The organism is Psychromonas marina, from assembly GCF_030161115.1.
Taxonomy (GTDB): Bacteria; Pseudomonadota; Gammaproteobacteria; order Enterobacterales; family Psychromonadaceae; genus Psychromonas; species Psychromonas marina.
The window spans coordinates 57,160-76,984 of record NZ_BSPQ01000015.1; the positions used below are offsets into that span (position 1 = coordinate 57,160).

Below are 19,825 nucleotides of genomic sequence, written 5' to 3' on the forward strand. Positions count from 1 at the left end.
AACAAAAAAGGCTCATTCGCTACAGTTTATCGTTTTTGCTTAGTCGCACTATCCATCCATACCGCTAATAACAAAATGCCACCTTTAACAATGTATTGCCAAAAAGTCGGTACATCCATCATACTCATTCCGTTGTCGAGTGAGGCCATAATGAAAGCGCCCACGACGGCACCAAATACAATACCGACACCACCAGACATACTCGCACCACCGATCACACAGGCAGCAATGGCATCTAATTCGGCAATATTACCAGCAGAGGGTGAGCCGGCACCTAATCGAGAGATCAAAATCAGTGCCGCAATCGCCACTAAAAATCCATTCATCGCAAAGACGGCAAGCTTGTTTTTATCAACATTAATACCCGATAAACGCGCAGCATCTATGTTGCCACCAATCGCATAAATACGACGACCAAAACGTGTTTTCGATGCGATAAAGGTGCCTAATAAGGTAAATAAACACAATAAAAGTACAGGGGTAGGCACACCACGATAATCATTAAGCAGTAATATAAAAGACAGTATTGCAACGCCCAGTAATACACTTTTAATTAACTTCGGTGTTGATGGTGCGACTTCAATATTATAACTTTTTTGTTTCAAATCATGCTTTTTCTGCCAACCAAAATAAGCGGCTAAACCACCGATTCCAATCATTAAACTCACCATATTAGGCAGGTAGCTTTGGCCGATGATTGCTAGTTCACTTGACGTTGGTGCAACGGTTGTGCCGTCTGTAATACCAATAAGTATGCCACGAAAGGCGAGCATGCCAGCAAGCGTCACGATAAATGAAGGTACTTTACGATAAGCAACCCACCAACCATTCCAAAGACCCAGTAATAAGCCAGCACCAAGCGTCAATACAATCGTTAACGGTAAAGGAAAACCAAACCATACGTCTAAAATTGCTGCACCACCGCCTAATAAGCCCATCATAGAGCCAACCGACAGATCAATCTCGCCACTGATAATAACGAACACCATGCCGATCGCTAAAATACCGGTGATAGCGGTTTGTCGAAATAGATTAGAGATATTACGTGGAGAGAGGTAGCTCCCCTCTGTCATAAAACTAAACAACAGCATAATAAAGATGATCGCCACCACCATCACCAATAGCTTTAGGTTCATATTCTTTAAGCGTCCAACTAATGTCGGTACCGGTTTTTTTTCTAACTCACTTGTTTGTTCAATCATGCTGGGACTCCTTCAGCTAATGCACAATCCATTATCATCTCTTGGGTTAAATTCTGATTGGGTAAGTTACCCATGATATTGCCTTCATGCATCACTAACACGCGGTCACTAATCCCCAATACTTCAGGTAATTCAGAAGAAACCATAATGATGCTGATACCATTTTTAACCAGCTGGAACATCAATTTATATATTTCATACTTTGCGCCAACATCAATGCCGCGGGTTGGCTCATCGAGAATCAGTACCTTTGGATTAATCATTAAAAAACGCGCTAAAATTGCTTTTTGTTGATTACCACCTGATAAACTGGCAATTGAAATATCTGGGTTAGGTGTTTTGACCGTCAATTTTTTAATCGACTTGGCAATATCACTCGACTCTCGTACATTGTCCATGACGCCAAACTGGCAGAATTGATCAATCGCCGATAATGAAATATTTTGACCTACCGCCATAATAGGTATGATGCCATTCTTTTTACGATCCTCTGGGACCATCGCAATACCAAGGTTTAATGCATCTCGGCTATTTTTTATGCTTTGAGGTTGACCGTTTAAACGAATTTCACCATGGTATTTACCTTGATAACAACCGTATAAACATTCCATTAACTCTGTTCGTCCAGCGCCGACTAGCCCTGATATACCTAATATTTCTCCTTTTCTCAGGTTAAAACTGGCGTTATTTACTTTCTTAATTTGGCTATTCGCTTTATCCCATGCATTGACGTTTTTCATTTCTAGAATCACATCACCAATCTCATGATCTTCACGTGGGAAAAGTTGCTTCATTTCTCGCCCGACCATCATCGTAATAATGTCATCTGTGCTCATCACATCTGCCGCACGAGTACCAATATGTTTACCATCTCGAATAATGCAAATATGGTCAGAAATCGCTTTTACTTCACTTAATTTATGAGAGATATAAATACAACTAACACCGCTTGCACGTAAGGCCTCCACTAATTTCAACAGTATTTCTGTTTCAGATTCAGTCAACGGTGCTGTTGGTTCATCTAATACCAATAACTTGGCATTTTTCGATAATGCCTTAGCTATTTCGACCAATTGTTGCTGTCCAACACCTAAGTCACCAACCAAAGTATTAGGAGAAACAGAGAGATTTACCTTCTCTAATAACAGCTTTGCTTCATAGTGCATCAATGCATAATTCATCACACCGTATTGGCATAACTCCGCCCCAAGAAAAAGGTTTTCTAACACGCTTAACTCTTTCACTAAGGTGAGCTCTTGGTGAATAATCGCAATACCTAATGCCTCGGTGTCTGCGATATTTTTAGGGTGGATAACCTGCCCTTTATAAATAATTTCTCCTTCATAATCGCCAGAAGGATAGATGCCACACAATACCTTCATCAAGGTCGATTTTCCTGAACCATTTTCACCGCATAACGATAAAACTTCCCCCTCTTCTAAGCTAATACTGACACCGTCTAACGCTCTTACTGAGCCAAAACATTTAACAATTTGGCGCATTTCTAATAATTTTGTCATTGCCATTCCCCCCGAAAAGAAACTCCAAGGCGAACCTTGGAGTAACATCCTTTAATTTTGGTAGATATCTTTTTCAGAATGGAATTTATCGGCAATGATCGTTTCTTTAATATTACTAGCATCAACTGAAATAGGATCTAACAACCATGCTGGAACATCTTTACTACCGTTATTTAACGATGAATTACTTTTTGGCATTTTACCGTTACCAAGGTCTACGGCAATTTCAGCAGCACGAGTAGCTAATGCTGTAATCGGTTTATAAACAGTCATGGTTTGTGTACCAGCAACGATACGACGCACCGCTGCTAAGTCTGCATCTTGACCAGAAATAAGGACTTTTCCTGTTAAACCTTGTGCTTCAAGGGCTTGAATTGCTCCCCCAGCTGTTGAGTCATTCGAGGCAACAACAACATCAATCATATTGTTATTAGCCGTTAACCCATTTTCCATAATTTTTAATGCATTTTCAGCTAACCAACCATCAACCCATTGGTCACCAACAATTTTAATATCACCACTGTCAATCTTTGGTTGTAAAATGTTCATTTGCCCTTTACGGAATAACTTCGCATTATTATCAGTAGGTGCACCGCCCATTAAGAAATAATTACCCGTCGGTTTAGCAGCCAACATCGCTTCACCCTGCATTTCACCTACTTTTTCATTATCAAATGACAGATAAAAATCGATATCTGAATTAACAATCAGACGGTCATAGGCAAGTACCTTGATACCATCTCGTTTCGCTTCTGCAATGACATTACTTAATACTTGGCCATTAAAAGGGATAATAACCAGTACATCGACACCACGTGTGATCATGTTTTCAATTTGTGCAATTTGTGTTTGTTCATTACTATTTGAAGACTGAACAAATACCTTAGCACCTAGAGATTCTGCTTTTTCAACAAAAATATCCCTGTCTTTTTGCCAACGTTCCAATCGTAAATCATCAATCGCTAAGCCGATTTTAACTGTGCTTGCAAATGCAGAACTGGAAAGGCCGATAAATATAGTACACATTAAAATTATGATTTTTTTCATTATATTTCCCTATTTCATGGTTATTAATTAATCTAAAATTATTTGTTAGATCACCCTAGAAGTGCTAACTGAGCAAACAATAATCCAAAATAATTGATTAATCTGTTGTCACAAGTAACATCCTGTTTACGTTTTTTTGTTTTTATTTTCAACTGTGGTGGAGTTCAAATAATAATCAAATACAGATTTTTAAAATGATTCCACGCCACAGAAGCATTAAAATAAAATAATAAATAGGAGAAACAAGACGCGTAACGGTTTGTTATAAAAGAGGTATACAAGAACGTCAAAAAAGCAAGAATAAATACAAATTAACTATTGTGCTCAAGTAAACAAAGGCGTTCTGTTGACCGTTTTAATACTGCTAACGCCTCACAGAATTGAATACCTGCCACTACGATTTAAAGCACCAACATTTAACATTAAATCAACATGTTAATGTTAAATATTGATACTTACTAGATAATAAAAAAGGAACCAATAAGCCATAAATTAAGTAATTTATTGGTGGATTTACTATTTTTAGCAATAAAATTTGAAATTTAGTTTTAACTTATTTAAGTAAAACACAGTGAAGTGACATTGTTCACACTTAATTAGGCAGGGAAATATAAAAGAGTATTCAGAGCAGATAACGAAAAACAATAATGAGAAATGTTGGCTGCAAAGCAATAAACAATAAACGCATTGCTTATTGCTTTGCAGCCAACGTCATTAAACTAGATCACTACTATTTCGATATTCACAAGGCGTGTAATCAAATTGCTTTCTATACACTTGGTACAGGTAACTTTGATTTGGGTAGCCACATTGTAGGGCGATACATTCGATAGAGTCGCTACTAGTTCTGAGCAGTTTTTTCGATTTCTTAAGTCGTAAATTAGATAAATATTGATGCACTGTCATACCTTTACTGGCAATAAAACGGTTATCCAGTGTTTTACGAGAGACTCTACAAAAATCGATCACTTGATGAACATTCACATTAAGGTGAAAATTATTATGTAAGAAATAAAGTGCTTTATTAACAATATCATCTTGGTTATCGTCTACCGTCGTAGATTTACCATTCATTAAGTTTATCGGTTGATATTTTTCATGTAAAACTCTTTTAAAGCGCTCTGCTTTAAATAATACTTCAACAGCACGTTGTCCAAGTTGGTATGGGTCGATATTAATAGAGCTTAATGGCATAGGAGAAAGCGAGCGTTCTGCATCATCGTAATCAGTACCAATAATCGAGACTTGATTAGGTACCGATATATTTTTTGCTAGGCAAAAGTTGACCAATTTCATTGCACCACGATCCGTAGCACAATAGACCCCAAAAGGAAATGGACGTGATTCTATCGATTTTTTCACATCGCTAAAATAATTTAACCCAAGTAACTCAGCATGTTTTTTAAAGCATTGCTTACGTTCACTAGCCCAACCCGTATTTGCTTCACTTGGGTCCATGTAAAAACCCACATTAGGAATATCATTTTGGATAAATTGCCCTAATGCCAAACATGCAAACTGTTCATTATCGTTAACTAGAGTGGAGACAGACTCAGGGGCATGCTCAATTTTATAACTTGAGTAAACAAGGACATTGCTCTTTAAGCGCGGAATAACACGATGGCGATCAGGTTTATCAAAATCAGCAATCACATAATCCCAATCTTGAGACAAAATATCATCTGCATTTTCAATTGAGTCGATATGGATAGAGAGCTTAAGCTGAGATTCATCGACTTTTGCCTTGATCCCCTTCAGCACTTCTCTGTCGTAATAAAACATAGTGTCGATTAATAATAGTAATTTAGCCACGTCACTCCCTGCCTCTGATTTAAAGATAAAAATAAGAAAAGATAAAGCGACCTAATGCCTTATCTTAACCCTAAGTCGCCGCGATTATGCGGCGATGACAGTACCTGTTTCTAAATCGAAAACATGTACTTGCTGCTTATCAATATACAGGTCAATGATCTGTCCCTCTTCAATAATATCTGAAGAGGCCGTTTCAACCATAAAGGTATGCTCACCAATTTTTGTCTCTAGGTGTATCGTGGACCCCAGTAGCTCACAAGTTTCAACCTTTGCTTTAAGTGCATAAGGATGCTCAAGCAGGTCAAAAGACAAGTGAATATCACTTGGACGAATACCAATAAGGACATTTTGATCAACAGTAACAGCAACTTCTTTAACAGGTAAAGGAAGATTTTGTCCTGCAAGTTCAACATGTAAACCCTGCACGTCTTTAATCGTCCCTTCCATCAAGTTCATCGTTGGGCTACCAATAAAACCAGCAACAAATTCATTAGCAGGACGGTGATAAATTTCAGCGGGAGTGCCAACTTGCTCAATAACACCATCTCGTAAAATGACAATGCGATCTGCCAAGGTCATCGCTTCAACTTGATCATGTGTTACATAGATGGTCGTTTTCTTTAATTTATTGTGTAATAGCTTAATCTCACTACGCATTGAATTACGCAACTTGGCATCAAGATTAGAAAGCGGTTCATCAAATAGGAATACTTCTGGTGTACGAACCATTGCTCGCCCCATTGCAACACGCTGTCTTTGACCACCAGATAATGCACCAGGCTTACGCTTTAATAATGGTGTCAATTGTAACATATCTGTAATCGGTCTAATTTTTTCTTGAATCTGTTGTTTATTTAATCCCGCTAACTTCAATGTAAATGCAATATTATCGTATACCGTCATGTATGGATATAGTGCATAGCTCTGAAAAACCATCGCGATATTTCGCTCTTTTGGCTCAACATCATTGACAATTTTACCATCAATTAACAGTTCGCCTGATGTGATCTCTTCTAACCCTGCAAGCATTCTTAATGTCGTTGATTTACCACAACCAGAGGGACCAAGAAAGACAATGAATTCACCATCTTCTATCTTTAAATTGAAGTTTTTAACGACCTGCGCATTACCTGGATAGGTTTTATCTATATTTTTAAATTCTACTGAAGCCATTGTTATCTCTACCTTATTTTTCTGTATGTCATTAATACGGTGTAATTAAAAACTGACGAATGTTCATTAAATATTGCTCTAGGTTCACTGTAGAATGAATTGCTCAACCTAAAACATTATTTAATAAATTAACCTAGTGACACTGCTTAAAAAAACAATGCAACTCAGTCCTATACCAAACAGCCAAATGTAAAATTGGATATAAAGTATTTCTTTATCTAAGTACTGAGTTACAATGTCATAAAGCTGATGGTTGAGTCACCAAACTAACCCATCAGCTTAACCTTCAAGTCAATTTATGATTATCATTCATAAATTGGCTTTTTTACCACCAAGCTTCAAACATCGCACCTAGTGCAAACGTATCTTGCTCTGGATCGGCTTTTGTTGCTTTATTATCAGCTTCGCCAACTGTCGCGTAAAAACGAATCATCGGACGACCAGCCCAGAATGCATTGATACTTACATTTTGAGAAAGTGTTGCTTTCCAAGCCGTATTTTTACCGCCATTATCATAATCAACAATCGAAGTACCTAATTCTAACCAAGTAGAATGCACTTCATTCCAGTTATACATAGGACGTACAATCGCGCTGTAGTTCATGCGATCGTTTGCACTATCATTGTCATTTTCTAGAGCATGATATGAAAGTAAGTACTCAGTATTCCAAGCGTCTGATGCTTTAACGTTACCAGTAAAGCTGGTGTAGAACGTCGCTAGCCCATCTGTTTTCCAAAACGTACTTGCATCTGCATTGTCAGTGTAACGAATTACAAACTGTGTGCCACCGAATGACCAGTTGCTATCGATCGCAGCACCGATTTGAAATGCACCGACTTTATCAGGGTTCTGTTTGCTGCCATCATCGTTAAACTTATCACTATCAAAACCATAGTTGGTTAAGATGCTCATTTGTGTTGAGCTGCCTAAACTAATGCCATGTATTTTAGTCGTAATTGCATAGTTACCACCGTCACCACCACGACCTTCACCATCAGTAGAACCAATAGCAGATAGATCAAATTTAACGCCGCCACCGATGTCTAAGTTGTATACACCACCACCTTGACCATCATGGAACATCCAAAAGTAATCGTTCAGATTTTGTTGCGGACGTTGATGGAAATCTCGACCTGCCCAAAGGTATGCATTTGGTTGAGATGCAAATACATTCGTTACACCAGCATTGAATTTTTTTAGACCAACTTTATCACTCCAATGATCTAACATAACTGATACATCCCAAATTGCACCGTTATCAGAGATAAATGCTTTTGTGAATTGAAATTCACCACCGTTACTTTCATTTCCTAAACGGCCCACTGCATTACCTGCATTTTGCCCATCAGCGCCAACATATTTGTTCATCGAGTCAGAGTAATGCAGACCATATCGTGCATAACCAGTAAATTTCATACCCGTATCTGGGATCGGCGTATCTGGCGCGATGACAATGGGTTGTTGACGATCAAAAAGTGGATCTTCAGGCTGAGTAAGTTCAGGGTTTACTACATCTTCAGCATGAAGACTTAGTGGCGCGAGTGTTGTCGCAATAGCCACTGCTAGTGGTAATAATTTAAATTTCACGTTCATTCCTTTCATCGTAATTCCTTAATTAAATATGAGTTTTAAATTGCTTTTTGATTATAAAAAACATCTTATTGGCCTGTGACAGCCAGATTAAACACAACATAAAATCAACCAGTTACATGTTAAACCTGTTGAGCTCATGCATTTTAGGCGCAAAAAATCTTCGTGAATCAATATTTTCACGCCATGCTTAATGAGTTACTTGTAAAAATTATCCATGAAATCGGTATTACAGGAATGAACTCTTAACTCACCTTCCCTGGTGTTACCAATCCACATTTTGTTTTAACTAGATAAATACGCTGTTCATAAGTCGCTAAGCCAACCTTAGCGACTTATCAATACAGCCCGCTTTATTAACCTTTTACTGCACCTGCTGTTAACCCATCGATTAAACGTCTTGACGCCATCATGAATAAGAAAATAAGTGGTAACACGGCAATCGCAGCACCGACAGCAACAGCTCCCCATGGTACTTGACCCGTTCCTTGTAGTGCACGAAGTGCCAGTGGAACGGTAAACATTTTCATGTCATTCATAACAACTAATGGGCCCATGAAGTTATTCCAAGTACCGATAAAGGTGATTAAACCTAAGGTACCAAATGCCGGTGTGATCAGTGGCACAATGATACGGTAGTAAATTTTAAACTCTTTACAGCCATCCATTCGCGCCGCTTCAACTAGCTCTTTAGGAATAGCACTTGCGATAAATTGACGCATCATGAAGATACCCATTGCGCCACAAGCTGCTGGAATAATGAGCGCTTTTGGATCATTCATCCAACCAATTTGCGACATGATCATCGCTGTTGGAATCATGCCTAAGAAAGGCGGTAGCAACATCGTTGCCATGATGCCAACAAACAAAAAGTTTTTACCTTTAAAGTCAAACATTGCAAAGGCATAACCCGCTAATGAACAAAACAATAAATTAAGTATGGTAACCACTACCGCAACAAATAAACTCAACGAAATGTTATGCCAAAAGTAAGGTAGAAAATCGATCAACGTATTGAAGTTCTCTACTAAGAAATCGCCAAACAATATCGGTGGTGGAATCGATAATATTCCAGAGTTTGAATGAGACGAAAAAACAAACATGAAATAAAACGGTGCCAGCATGATCACGCCACCCAGCGCAACAATCACATAGGCCACTAGTTGATCTTTTTTAATTGAAATTTTCATTAATGGTTACTCCCACCTAACACTTTATGATTCAGCCACGTTAACCCGGCGATGATCATAAATAAAATCCAAGATATTGCAGATGCTGTTCCGAAATCACTTTCTACGAATGCGGTGATATACATGTGCATCGCTGCTGTTTTACCTGCTTGGTCAATACCACCCGTACCACCAGTAATGATGAACGGTTCTTCAAATAACTGCAGATTACCGATAATCGTTAGTGTTACTGCAAAGAATGCCATTGGTTTAAGCATCGGTAATGTCACATACCTAAACTGTTGGTAACGGTTAGCCCCATCGATAATGGCTGCTTCGTATAAATCTCTCGGAATAGTCTGTAATGCTGATAGATAAAGCACCGTGTTCCAACCAACATAACGCCAAAATACAACGAATGAGATCATATCTTTAGTGTACTCAGGACGTGTCCAATCAATATTTTCGACCGGGAATATCCAGCTCAGTACTTTCATATCAGCAATCGTAAAATTACCTAACGATGTTAATACTTGATTCACCATGCCAAAATCACGAGAAAACAGCGTGGTAAATACCAGTGAAATCGCAACCGTTGACGTAATGTAAGGGATAAAATACACACCAATAACGGTATTACGCCATCTTGTAAAAGAGGTATGAATAAAGAACGCAAGTGGTATTGCTAAGGCATGCTGAGGAATACCTGATTTTAAAGCGATAACACCAGTGTTATAAATCGATTTTTGAAACCAATCATCCTGGAATGCAAAGATATAGTTTTCTAAGCCGACCCACTCCATTGCGGCTAACCCTGCAGCTGGCTCCCAGTAATGGAACGAAAGATACAAAGAAAAAAGAAGGGGGAATAAACCAAAAACCCCGAAAATAATAAAAAACGGACTAATAAAAAAGTATGGCGCTATTTTATTGCCCTTTCGTAGCCAAAAGTTACCTTTTTTGGCAGGCGCTTTATGGGGAACGCTTTGTGAAGTAATAGAATTCATAGTCTTAGCCTAGTAAAATTCTTTATGGGGCAAACCAGGTTCACCCCATAATGATAGTAATCAAATAATCATCGTAGGATTAACGACGACGTGCTTTACGTTTAATTTGTTTCTCCGCTTCAGCAAGTACCGTATCAATATCCGCATCTTTCTCTAACACTTGCTCTAATGCATCATTGATGATTTGGCGAGCTGATTCGTCATAACGATCCATCACAACTGTTGGAATTTTTGCTGATGATGCTTTCCATTCAATACGTGCTTTTTGTCCACCTAAGTAAGCTATTTCTTCATTAAAGAATGGGTCATCTTGAGCAGAGATAAGTGAAGGGAATGCATTTACTTCTTTCATGCCTAACAACTGAATTTCTTTCGTTGTTGTCATAAACTTAATAAATTCCCACGCTTCAGGTTTGTGCTTTGCTTTAACAGGGATTGCATAAAATGAACCACCCCAGCTTGCAAACGCTTCGTTAGGTAATTGCGAAGAACGCCATAAACCAGTAGAGTCCGGTGCAATCCAATCTTCTAAATGTCCGCCTAACCAAGCACCCATCATTTGTGAAGAGATAGTGCCGCGTTTAAGACCTTCAGTCCATTCAGCAGACCATGCGCCAACACGTGCATCAATACCGGCTACACGAGCAGCTTTTGCTAAACGAAATGCTTCTTTAAATCTTGGCGAGTTCACTAAAATGTTATGGTCTTTATCAAAGTAGATACCTTCGCCATTTTTAAGATTAGCGCGAATGTAAATATCTTTAATATCAACGGCATTTGCTAATAAGTAGTTACCTGTTTTCGCTTTAATTTTAACACCAGCTTCAATGAAGCTATCCCAATCTTTGATTAGATCGGCTTGTGTTACACCCGCTTCTTTTAATGTGTCTTGACGGTAAAACAGTGCACCCGGACCGATATCTGCAGGGATTGCACGTAATTCACCATTTGAACTTGTCGCTTGAGGCAAGGTAAATGGAGTGATTTGATCTGTAAATTCACCAGAGTTGTAAGGTGCTTTATTTAGGCTCTCTAAACCACCAGATTGAGCAAAACGTCCAATGTAACTTGCTTCTACAGACATAACATCAGGTAAGCTTGCACCCGTTGCTAGTGCCGTTGTCATTGCATTATGGTGATCGCCATAAGCCATAGAGATGATTTTTACTTTAATATTTGGGTACTTAGCTTCAAATAATGGCACAGCAGCTTCAGCAACTTGATTAAAGTTTGGAAAACTTGAAACCGTAATCTCAACTTGCTCTGCATATGCGGCATTAGATAATAAAGCCGTGCATAACAATGAGGAAACAGCGGTCTTTTTAAAAGTAATCATATTTATTCCTTAATGTGTGATTGTGTTGTTGTTTTCATCAAATAGATGAATTTGAGTGTTATTAAAGTACAAGCGAACTATGCCTTTAACTGTTGCGTCATGACTTGCTGTCTCTACAACAAGCGTTTGATCCTGGTATTTACATTTAATGTGTCGACTAGCGCCAAGTAGCTCAGAACTAATCACTTCGACATCAACAAATGCGGCTTTCTCTACCCCTTTCACTTCATTTTCATTTAAATATAGATATTGTGGTCTGATACCAAGTAATACGGGGTTATGTTCACCCATGGACACACCAAAATCATGCTGTATTTTAGGATTAGAAAGATTAAAAATATTCATTGCAGGGGCACCGATAAATTTTGCAACGAATGTGTTTTTAGGTTGGTCAAATATCTGTTTAGGGGTACCTATTTGCTCAATTTTACCTTCATTCAAAATGACGATTCGGTCAGCAAGCGTCATCGCTTCAACTTGGTCATGAGTAACATAAATAACGGTAGTTTGAACTTTCTTGTGCATCGCCTTGATCTCTTTGCGCATCTGTCCGCGCAATTTTGCATCAAGGTTAGACAATGGCTCATCAAACAAAAATACCTCAGGAGAACGAACCATTGCACGGCCCATTGCCACACGTTGTCTTTGACCACCAGAAAGGTCTTTTGGCTTCCTATCTAATAACGGCGTAAGTTCTAACATTTCTGCAACATTAGTCACTAGTTTGATTCTTTCCGCTTTCTCAACTTTCAAGTTTTCAAGGCTGAACCCGATATTCTGTTCCACTGTCATGTGCGGATAAAGTGCGTAGCTTTGAAATACCATTGCGATATTTCGTTCGATAGGGTGAAGGTCATTAACTAACTCTTCACCAATATAAATATCACCTCCAGAAATGCTTTCAAGGCCCGCTAACATTCTTAACGTGGTAGACTTACCGCAGCCAGATGGCCCAAGTAAAACAATGAACTCACCATGATCAATATCGAGATTGATCTCTTTAACTATTGGCGTATCGCCATAACTTTTTGCTAAATTACTAAATTGTACAGATGCCATACCAATTACCCTTAATAGGTTAATTTATCCAATTCCAAAATCTGTAGTTATTATGGGTCTAATATTCCCCTATTACCTTATTGTTATTGGTATGTTAATTGTGCATTTTTCCCCTGAATTATGTTCTGTGAACTAGGTCATTTGAAAAATAATATCTATCTAAAATAGTCGCTTAGCTCCGTTTAATGCGTCAAAAAAATAAATAGTCGCTTGACAGGTACACGCCCCTTTACAATTAAGGACTTATGTATTTTAGCCTTAGTAATTGCGTTATTTTCCACCCTAAATTAGCGAAAATTTTAAATAAACTGAAAAATTAAATTTATCTATTTTATTTAAAATAAAGTTGTTTATTTAGATTAGAAATAGATTTACCCCACCATCAAACGCACTGTTATTTGCTAAATTAATAACAAGAAAATAAACAGCCTCATTTCTGCAAAACTTATAAACACTAAATTAAGTCGTTACTTTAACCGCAGAACAACAGCGGATAACAAATGATTGATTAGTGCATTGGGTAACGCATTATTGATGCGTATTACAAAATCAATAACACAGTGAGAGTTCGCTTTAACACCCATCAATTGATCAACTTAATTGGTTATTTGTTAGCGACCAAAAAAAACACCGTTAGATATAATCTAACGGTGTTTAAGTCGTACTACGTTGAACGCTCTCAGGAACTCTCTGCGCGTATTTATTAGCGAAAATGAATCTCTACGTCGCCACTTAATTGAAAGTGACAATGCCCTGTAAGCACGTAACCGTCATTATTCAGCGATGTAAATCTCTCCTACTTGAATAGTCCCGGTTGTCGGCGTTGAACCTTCTGACTGAATTTGTAAACCGATTGCATTAACGTCTTCAAAGTCAAAGGTATCGGAAATATAGTTATAAGCAGTACTCACACTTAAGTCTTCGATAGTAAGCGTTGTCCAACCGTCTGCAGTCAGCGCTTGTTGGTAACCAAAATAAGCAGGCTGATAATCTCCAGATTCAAAATAAAGCTGGAATTTAACATTTTTATCACTCACGTTAGCCGCTGGTAGTTTTACTTTCAGTACAACGGTTACACCATCTGTAATATCGATCACAGTTCCTTCAGGGAATGCGACGGCGATATCAAACTGATCTGACTCACTACCCCAGTCAACATCGATATCCATGGTTTGTTCCGTTGTATTATGTACAAATGTGCCGGACACATTTGATTGCCATTCTTGGTCTTTTAAATACCAGTTAAAATCGCCTGAAAAGTCATCTTTGAACAAAGTATCCTCACCCGGTACAACAGGACTAGTAGGATCAGCCGCTAATGCTTCTGCAACGCCTTCAAGTGCAGGCTTTTGGTTCAAATCATTGTCGAACAATAGTGGCCAATCGATATTTCCGTATAGGTCAATAATCCAGCTATCTGAGTCTTTTACGCCCCAAACACTCACACCACCTCGTTGTGCAGCAGGTACAACCTCTAAATAAGCATCAATAACCTCTTTGTATCTCTGCTTTTGGCTTTCAGCGAGCTGAGTCGTTAACACTGATGATTTCGCGCCCTCATTGATACGAATATCTAACTCAGTTATTTTAACTTTTAAGCCAGTTGCAACGGCTTTTTCTAATGCGCTTGTTATATTTTCAAGGCTTGGGAAGTCAGATTTAATGTGCATCTGAAACCCGATCCCATCAATGGGGGTTGAATCCGCTTGAAACCCTTTCACCATGTCAAGTACCGCTTCTAACTTAGCGCCATTCATTTCAATATTGAAATCGTTGTAATAAAGCTCAATATCATCATCAGCAGCACGTGCAGCTTTAAAGGCAGTAGCGATGTAAGACTCTCCTAACATCTGATACCAGAAGCTTCCCCCTTCCCAGTCTTTCTGCTGATTTCGGTATGACCCATCTTCATGAAAGGCCTCATTTACGACGTCCCATGTATCAATCTTGGGTGCAAAATGCTGCACGACAGTAGTGATATGGTCTTCCATAAAGTTGGTACATTCAGCGACAGTTGCACAATCTTGCATCCATTGTGGTGATTGATGATGCCAAACTAATGTATGCCCGTGTACAGATATATCGTTAGATTCTGCAAAATCAATCAGCGCATCAGCTTGCTCAAAATAAAAGCTACCTTCGGTTGGTTGCAAATATTGTGGCTTCATAATATTTTCAGCGGTGATTTGATTGAAATGTTGCTTAACCAATTCTTGCACTTTATCGCTCTTTAAAATCGACTTGGGATCATCGCCCGCAGCAGTCGCAACGCCGATGGGAAAGGCAGCAAGTTCAAAAAGGCTAGCAACTTCTGGTGCCTCAATAGCAGGTGGTGAATTTTTCTGTTCATCTGGTAATTCGCCAGAAAAACAACCATTTAACGCAATGCCTGTACCGAGTAGTAACAGTGTTTTTTCAATGTTATTCATTGTCAACCTCTTGTAATTATTGAGTGCACTAATGCATGTAATTTCCATTTATCGATGAGGATTATTGAATAACCAAATATCAAAAACATTGCAAAATTTGGTTTATGTATTGTTACTTTTCACCCTGTTATCGTTTGTGTGAGTTGGCGCAGCATAATGAGGTAAAAAATACCAGTCTCGTTCTCATTTTTTTTATAACCTGAATTTGTTACTGGTATTCACGCAAATAAAGTGAGATCTAGGTCGGATTAGCTAAATACCTGAATAGCACTTTCAAATTTCATAATTGAATAAGTTGCAAAAAAGTCAAAAGATAACACCCCGTTAACAAATGAATCTTTTAAACCACAATTGGATACTAATCATGACTGAATTTTTTAAAGACATCTCGCCAGTAAAATTTGAAGGTAGCGAATCAACGAACCCATTAGCATTCCGCCACTATGATGCTGATCGCATCATTCTTGGGAAATCAATGAAAGATCACCTTCGTTTTGCAGCCTGCTATTGGCATAACTTTTGTTGGCAGGGGTCTGACGTATTTGGTGCTGGCACATTTGATCGTGCATGGCACAAACCAGCTAACGAGATGGATATGGCTAAAATGAAAGCCGATGCAGCTTTCGAATTTTTTAAAAAATTAAACGTGCCATATTACTGTTTCCACGATACTGACGTGGCACCAGAAGGTAATTCACTAAAAGAATACCAAAATAATTTCGCAGAGATGGTTGATGTACTTGAAGGTAAGCAAGAAGAAACGGGTCTTAAATTACTTTGGGGTACTGCAAATGCATTCTCTAACCCACGTTATATGAACGGTGCAGCAACAAATCCAAACCCAGAAGTATTTGCTTATGCAGCAACACAAATTTTCAATGCGATGGGTGCAACTAAACGCCTAGGCGGTGAAAACTACGTACTTTGGGGTGGTCGTGAAGGTTACGAAACGCTACTAAATACAGATTTACGCCGTGAACGTGAACAGCTTGGCCGAATGATGCAAATGGTGGTTGAACATAAACATAAAATTGGTTTTAAAGGTGCAATTTTAATCGAGCCAAAACCACAAGAGCCTACTAAGCATCAATACGATTACGATACCGCAACAGTTTACGGTTTCCTAAAACAGTACGGCTTAGAAAAAGAGATTCAAGTAAACATTGAAGCTAACCATGCAACACTAGCTGGTCATAGCTTCCAACATGAAATTGCAACAGCAACTTCACTCGGTCTATTTGGTTCTGTTGATGCTAACCGTGGCGACCCACAACTAGGTTGGGATACAGATCAGTTCCCTAATAGTGTTGAAGAAAATACATTGGTTATGTACGAAATTCTTAAAGCAGGTGGATTTACAACAGGTGGTTTAAACTTTGACTCTCGCGTTCGTCGCCCGTCTATTGATGGTGCTGATATGTTCCACGGCCACATTGGCGGTATGGATGTGATGGCTAAATCATTAGAGCGCGCTGCAGCGATGATTGAAAATGATGTACTGAGCAAAAACATTGCTGACCGTTATGCAGGTTGGAACGGCGACATGGGTAAAGGTATTTTATCTGGTGCTACATCACTTGAAGAGCTTGCAAAACAAGCGTTAGCAAATGATATTAAACCTGTACCAGCTTCTGGTAAGCAAGAATATCTAGAAAATGTAGTTAACGACTTTATTTTCAAATAAAGACTGAGTAACACACTACTTATAAGGGCGATTGGTTTAATTAAATAAGCCAGTTGCCTTTTTTTATTGTGTTTCTTTTGTGTCAAGCATCAAAAAAAATACCATTTGTAATGCCACTCACAATGTTATTTACAACACTATTTATAATGTGACAGGCAATGTTTCTGCATAACTTAAACGAATCCCCCTTATAAGTATTATTCTAATCTCTCATTCATAGTGATGAAGTCATCATTATTGTCCCATAGAAATTTTCCTGCTTTCTCGTTCGTTATCAAAGATATTATTGCCACACTCTTCAACTTTAAAGAACTAAAAAGCCAAGTATTTTAAAACTTGGCTTTTTTTCATGTTAGCGGGCTATCACTTTTATTTAAAACAAGAAGCTAGCACCTTTATCGGCTCCCGAAACGTTATCTCTCATCACTTTGAAGATATCACGCCCCCAGGTAATTTGGTCTGCTTCTGTATCAATCGTAGGCGTAGATCGCTTACTTAAATCAGCCAGTACGTTAAGCTCCCCGGTATGGCAATCTAGACTAATCAGATCGCCATCTTGAATTAAACCAATAGCACCACCACGAAGCGCCTCTGGTGATAAGTGGATTGCAGCTGGAATTTTACCTGAAGCCCCCGATAACCTACCATCAGTCACTAACGCAACTTGATGTCCCGCTTTTTGCATATTGCCTAATATTGGCATTAATTTATGCAGTTCAGGCATACCATTAGCCGCAGGACCATTAAAATTAACCACTACAACACAGTCTTCATTTAACAGGCCTTTCTGATACGCAGTTTCCACATCATGCTGCGAATTAAACACTTTAGCCGGCGCGTTAATAACTTGATACTTTGCCTCTACCGCAGAAACTTTAATCACCGATGTACCAAGATTACCATGTAATACTTTAGTGCCTCCACTAGCATTAAAATGATGATTTGTCTCGGCAATAATACTTGGATTTAATGAGCCAGTAGAAGGCACCCAGATTAGTCTCTCATTGTCTAAGGCGGGATAACAAAGTTGGTCACTAAACTCACCAAATGCAGTTTTTACATTGGTGTTTAACAATGCCAATTGGTGCAATTGGTACATCAATGCAGGCACACCCCCCGCACGTTCAAATTCATTAATATCGGCAGGACCATTCGGGTACATTTTAGCCATTAGTGGCACCACATCAGAGAGATCACTGAGATCATCCCAAGTTAAGATGAATCCACCAGCACGTGCAATCGCTATCATGTGAATGCTATGGTTAGTGCTACCGCCTGATGCAAGTAATGCGACAAGACCATTAACCAATGCTTCTGCACTAAAAACATCAACCAACGGACGATAATGAGTACATGCCTGTGACATTGAAGCGAGTTGAAGTGTCGCGTATTCAGTCAGCTTTTTTCTCAAAGGTGAATGCGGTGTAACAAACGCGGAGCCTGGTAACATTAAGCCCATTGCTTCAAAAACAAGTTGGTTCGTGTTTGCCGTTCCGTAAAACGTACAAGTACCGCCAGAGTGATAGGCTTGGCATTCCATTTCAAGCAATGCTTCTTTACCCACTTCACCCGCTGCATATTGCTGTCTTACTGACACTTTCTCATCGTTAGAGATACCGGTTGACATAGGCCCAGCGGGAATAAAAGCCGTCGGCAGGTGCGCATAACTTAATGCCCCCATTAATTGTCCCGGTGCAATTTTATCGCAAATACCTAACAAAATGGTGCTATCAAAGACATTATGACTCAATGAAAAAGCGGTAGATTGCGCAATTAAATCACGCGAGAAAAGAGACATATCCATGCCTGGCTGACCTTGCGTTACACCATCACACATCGCAGGCACTGAGCCAGCTAACTGTGCAGTGTGCCCATAAGGCTTGAGTGTCGCTTTAATTTGATCCGGATAATTTTTATAAAGCTGATGTGCACTAAGCATATCGTTATAAGCTGATATAATCGCAATATTGGATTTAGTTAAGTCAAGTATTTGCTGTTTCTCTTGTTGGCAAGAAGCAGCAACAGCATGAGCGAGATTACCACAGGATAAATTACTGCGTCCCTTACCTTGCTTTGATTGTAATTCAATTTTTTGTTCAAATTTTTTACGTAAAACAGCACTGCGATCTTTGATTCGCTGTGTTACTTGAGTAATAGTGCTATGGGTCATGCCACGATCTCCGATGTTGTCATTTTATTCTTTTTTAGGGCATCAACAGCCTGCTCAATAATACGCTCAATAGATTGGTCAATATTAATAGCGATAACATTTGGCTCTCCAATGGGAGACTCCAATGCGTCAAATTGACTTTTAAGCAAATTATCTTTCATAAAATGCCCTTTACGCATACTGATACGTGAGAGGATCATTTCAATCGTGCCATCAAGGTATATGAACGTTATATTTTCATTTCCCTGTCGAATTTGGTCTCGATAGTTTTTTTTCAGAGCTGAGCAAACAATGACACATGTTTCATTTTTTCTTTCAATGCTAAAAGCCGCATCTCTTATACGTTCAAGCCAAGGCTCACGGTCGCAGTCAGTTAAAGGCTCCCCTCCTGCCATTTTTAAAATATTAGCTTTTGGATGTAAATCATCCCCATCAATAAATTTTGCTTTAATTTCATTTGCTAACATCTGTCCAATGGTGCTTTTTCCTGATGCGGACACGCCCATTACAATAATGCATTTCCCAAACATATAAACTCCTTTGCTTTTTCAGATCTAGCTCGCACTTTTTAAAGTGGACTCTGAATATTAGTTTATCCCGCCAAAGTTACTGGTAACATGATACGC

Annotated in this window: 14 protein-coding genes; 1 reads left to right on the top strand and 13 read right to left on the bottom strand. The window is 38.8% G+C overall.

The window, feature by feature from the left end; all coding sequences use genetic code 11:
* Nucleotides 1–26: 26 nt before the first annotated feature.
* The 11 genes from QQK09_RS14385 to QQK09_RS14435 form a co-directional block, all read right to left on the bottom strand.
* Nucleotides 27–1,202 carry a sugar ABC transporter permease gene (locus tag QQK09_RS14385; protein ID WP_284204861.1) on the bottom strand — a complete coding sequence of 392 codons (1,176 nt, stop codon included), beginning with the start codon at nt 1,200–1,202 and terminating at the stop codon, nt 27–29.
* Entirely contained in the window at nt 1,199–2,722 is a 1,524-nt protein-coding gene (locus tag QQK09_RS14390; protein ID WP_284204862.1) for a xylose ABC transporter ATP-binding protein, read from the bottom strand. Before QQK09_RS14390 ends, QQK09_RS14385 begins: the two co-directional genes overlap by 4 nt.
* A gap of 51 nt (nt 2,723–2,773) precedes the next feature.
* Nucleotides 2,774–3,769, bottom strand: coding sequence for a D-xylose ABC transporter substrate-binding protein (gene xylF / locus QQK09_RS14395; RefSeq protein WP_284204863.1), 996 nt, complete (start codon nt 3,767–3,769; stop codon nt 2,774–2,776).
* 714 nt (nt 3,770–4,483) lie between these two features.
* The gene (locus QQK09_RS14400; RefSeq protein WP_284204864.1) at nt 4,484–5,581 is read right to left on the bottom strand and encodes a helix-turn-helix domain-containing protein; all 1,098 of its coding nucleotides are present in this window, start codon (nt 5,579–5,581) and stop codon (nt 4,484–4,486) included.
* A gap of 84 nt (nt 5,582–5,665) precedes the next feature.
* Nucleotides 5,666–6,754, bottom strand: a complete 1,089-nt coding sequence (locus QQK09_RS14405) for an ABC transporter ATP-binding protein (RefSeq protein ID WP_284204865.1) — start codon at nt 6,752–6,754, stop codon at nt 5,666–5,668.
* A gap of 325 nt (nt 6,755–7,079) precedes the next feature.
* Nucleotides 7,080–8,348, bottom strand: a complete 1,269-nt coding sequence (locus QQK09_RS14410) for a carbohydrate porin (RefSeq protein ID WP_284204932.1) — start codon at nt 8,346–8,348, stop codon at nt 7,080–7,082.
* A gap of 353 nt (nt 8,349–8,701) precedes the next feature.
* Complete coding sequence (locus QQK09_RS14415) at nt 8,702–9,535, bottom strand: carbohydrate ABC transporter permease (RefSeq protein WP_284204866.1); 834 nt, start codon at nt 9,533–9,535, stop codon at nt 8,702–8,704.
* Nucleotides 9,535–10,521: a carbohydrate ABC transporter permease gene (locus tag QQK09_RS14420; protein ID WP_284204867.1), complete on the bottom strand. Its 987-nt coding sequence runs from the start codon at nt 10,519–10,521 to the stop codon at nt 9,535–9,537. Before QQK09_RS14420 ends, QQK09_RS14415 begins: the two co-directional genes overlap by 1 nt.
* A 79-nt stretch (nt 10,522–10,600) precedes the next feature.
* Nucleotides 10,601–11,857, bottom strand: coding sequence for an ABC transporter substrate-binding protein (locus QQK09_RS14425; RefSeq protein WP_284204868.1), 1,257 nt, complete (start codon nt 11,855–11,857; stop codon nt 10,601–10,603).
* A gap of 9 nt (nt 11,858–11,866) precedes the next feature.
* Nucleotides 11,867–12,916 carry an ABC transporter ATP-binding protein gene (locus tag QQK09_RS14430; RefSeq protein ID WP_284204869.1) on the bottom strand — a complete coding sequence of 350 codons (1,050 nt, stop codon included), beginning with the start codon at nt 12,914–12,916 and terminating at the stop codon, nt 11,867–11,869.
* Nucleotides 12,917–13,689: 773 nt separating this feature from the next.
* Nucleotides 13,690–15,345 (bottom strand): endo-1,4-beta-xylanase, encoded by a 1,656-nt coding sequence (locus QQK09_RS14435; RefSeq protein ID WP_284204870.1) that lies wholly within the window; start codon nt 15,343–15,345, stop codon nt 13,690–13,692.
* 364 nt (nt 15,346–15,709) lie between these two features.
* On the opposite strand from QQK09_RS14435, the gene xylA reads away from it, so the two are divergent.
* Nucleotides 15,710–17,029 carry a xylose isomerase gene (xylA, locus tag QQK09_RS14440; protein ID WP_284204871.1) on the top strand — a complete coding sequence of 440 codons (1,320 nt, stop codon included), beginning with the start codon at nt 15,710–15,712 and terminating at the stop codon, nt 17,027–17,029.
* 373 nt (nt 17,030–17,402) lie between these two features.
* Here xylA and edd read toward each other — a convergent pair whose 3' ends face one another.
* Both edd and QQK09_RS14450 read right to left on the bottom strand, forming a co-directional pair.
* The gene (gene edd, locus QQK09_RS14445; protein WP_284204872.1) at nt 17,403–19,199 is read right to left on the bottom strand and encodes a phosphogluconate dehydratase; all 1,797 of its coding nucleotides are present in this window, start codon (nt 19,197–19,199) and stop codon (nt 17,403–17,405) included.
* On the bottom strand, nt 19,196–19,729 hold the full coding sequence (locus QQK09_RS14450) for a gluconokinase (protein ID WP_284204873.1): 534 nt from the start codon (nt 19,727–19,729) through the stop codon (nt 19,196–19,198). The genes edd and QQK09_RS14450 overlap by 4 nt, the downstream gene beginning before the upstream one ends.
* Between the last annotated feature and the right edge of the window lie 96 nt (nt 19,730–19,825).

Coding starts and splice junctions, on each gene's coding strand:
- QQK09_RS14385 (WP_284204861.1), bottom strand. CDS start 1,202: ATGATTGAACAAACAAGTGAGTTAGAAAAAAAACCGGTACCGACATTA.
- QQK09_RS14390 (WP_284204862.1), bottom strand. CDS start 2,722: ATGACAAAATTATTAGAAATGCGCCAAATTGTTAAATGTTTTGGCTCA.
- xylF (WP_284204863.1), bottom strand. CDS start 3,769: ATGAAAAAAATCATAATTTTAATGTGTACTATATTTATCGGCCTTTCC.
- QQK09_RS14405 (WP_284204865.1), bottom strand. CDS start 6,754: ATGGCTTCAGTAGAATTTAAAAATATAGATAAAACCTATCCAGGTAAT.
- QQK09_RS14410 (WP_284204932.1), bottom strand. CDS start 8,348: ATGAACGTGAAATTTAAATTATTACCACTAGCAGTGGCTATTGCGACA.
- QQK09_RS14415 (WP_284204866.1), bottom strand. CDS start 9,535: ATGAAAATTTCAATTAAAAAAGATCAACTAGTGGCCTATGTGATTGTT.
- QQK09_RS14420 (WP_284204867.1), bottom strand. CDS start 10,521: ATGAATTCTATTACTTCACAAAGCGTTCCCCATAAAGCGCCTGCCAAA.
- QQK09_RS14425 (WP_284204868.1), bottom strand. CDS start 11,857: ATGATTACTTTTAAAAAGACCGCTGTTTCCTCATTGTTATGCACGGCT.
- QQK09_RS14430 (WP_284204869.1), bottom strand. CDS start 12,916: ATGGCATCTGTACAATTTAGTAATTTAGCAAAAAGTTATGGCGATACG.
- QQK09_RS14435 (WP_284204870.1), bottom strand. CDS start 15,345: ATGAATAACATTGAAAAAACACTGTTACTACTCGGTACAGGCATTGCG.
- xylA (WP_284204871.1), top strand. CDS start 15,710: ATGACTGAATTTTTTAAAGACATCTCGCCAGTAAAATTTGAAGGTAGC.
- edd (WP_284204872.1), bottom strand. CDS start 19,199: ATGACCCATAGCACTATTACTCAAGTAACACAGCGAATCAAAGATCGC.
- QQK09_RS14450 (WP_284204873.1), bottom strand. CDS start 19,729: ATGTTTGGGAAATGCATTATTGTAATGGGCGTGTCCGCATCAGGAAAA.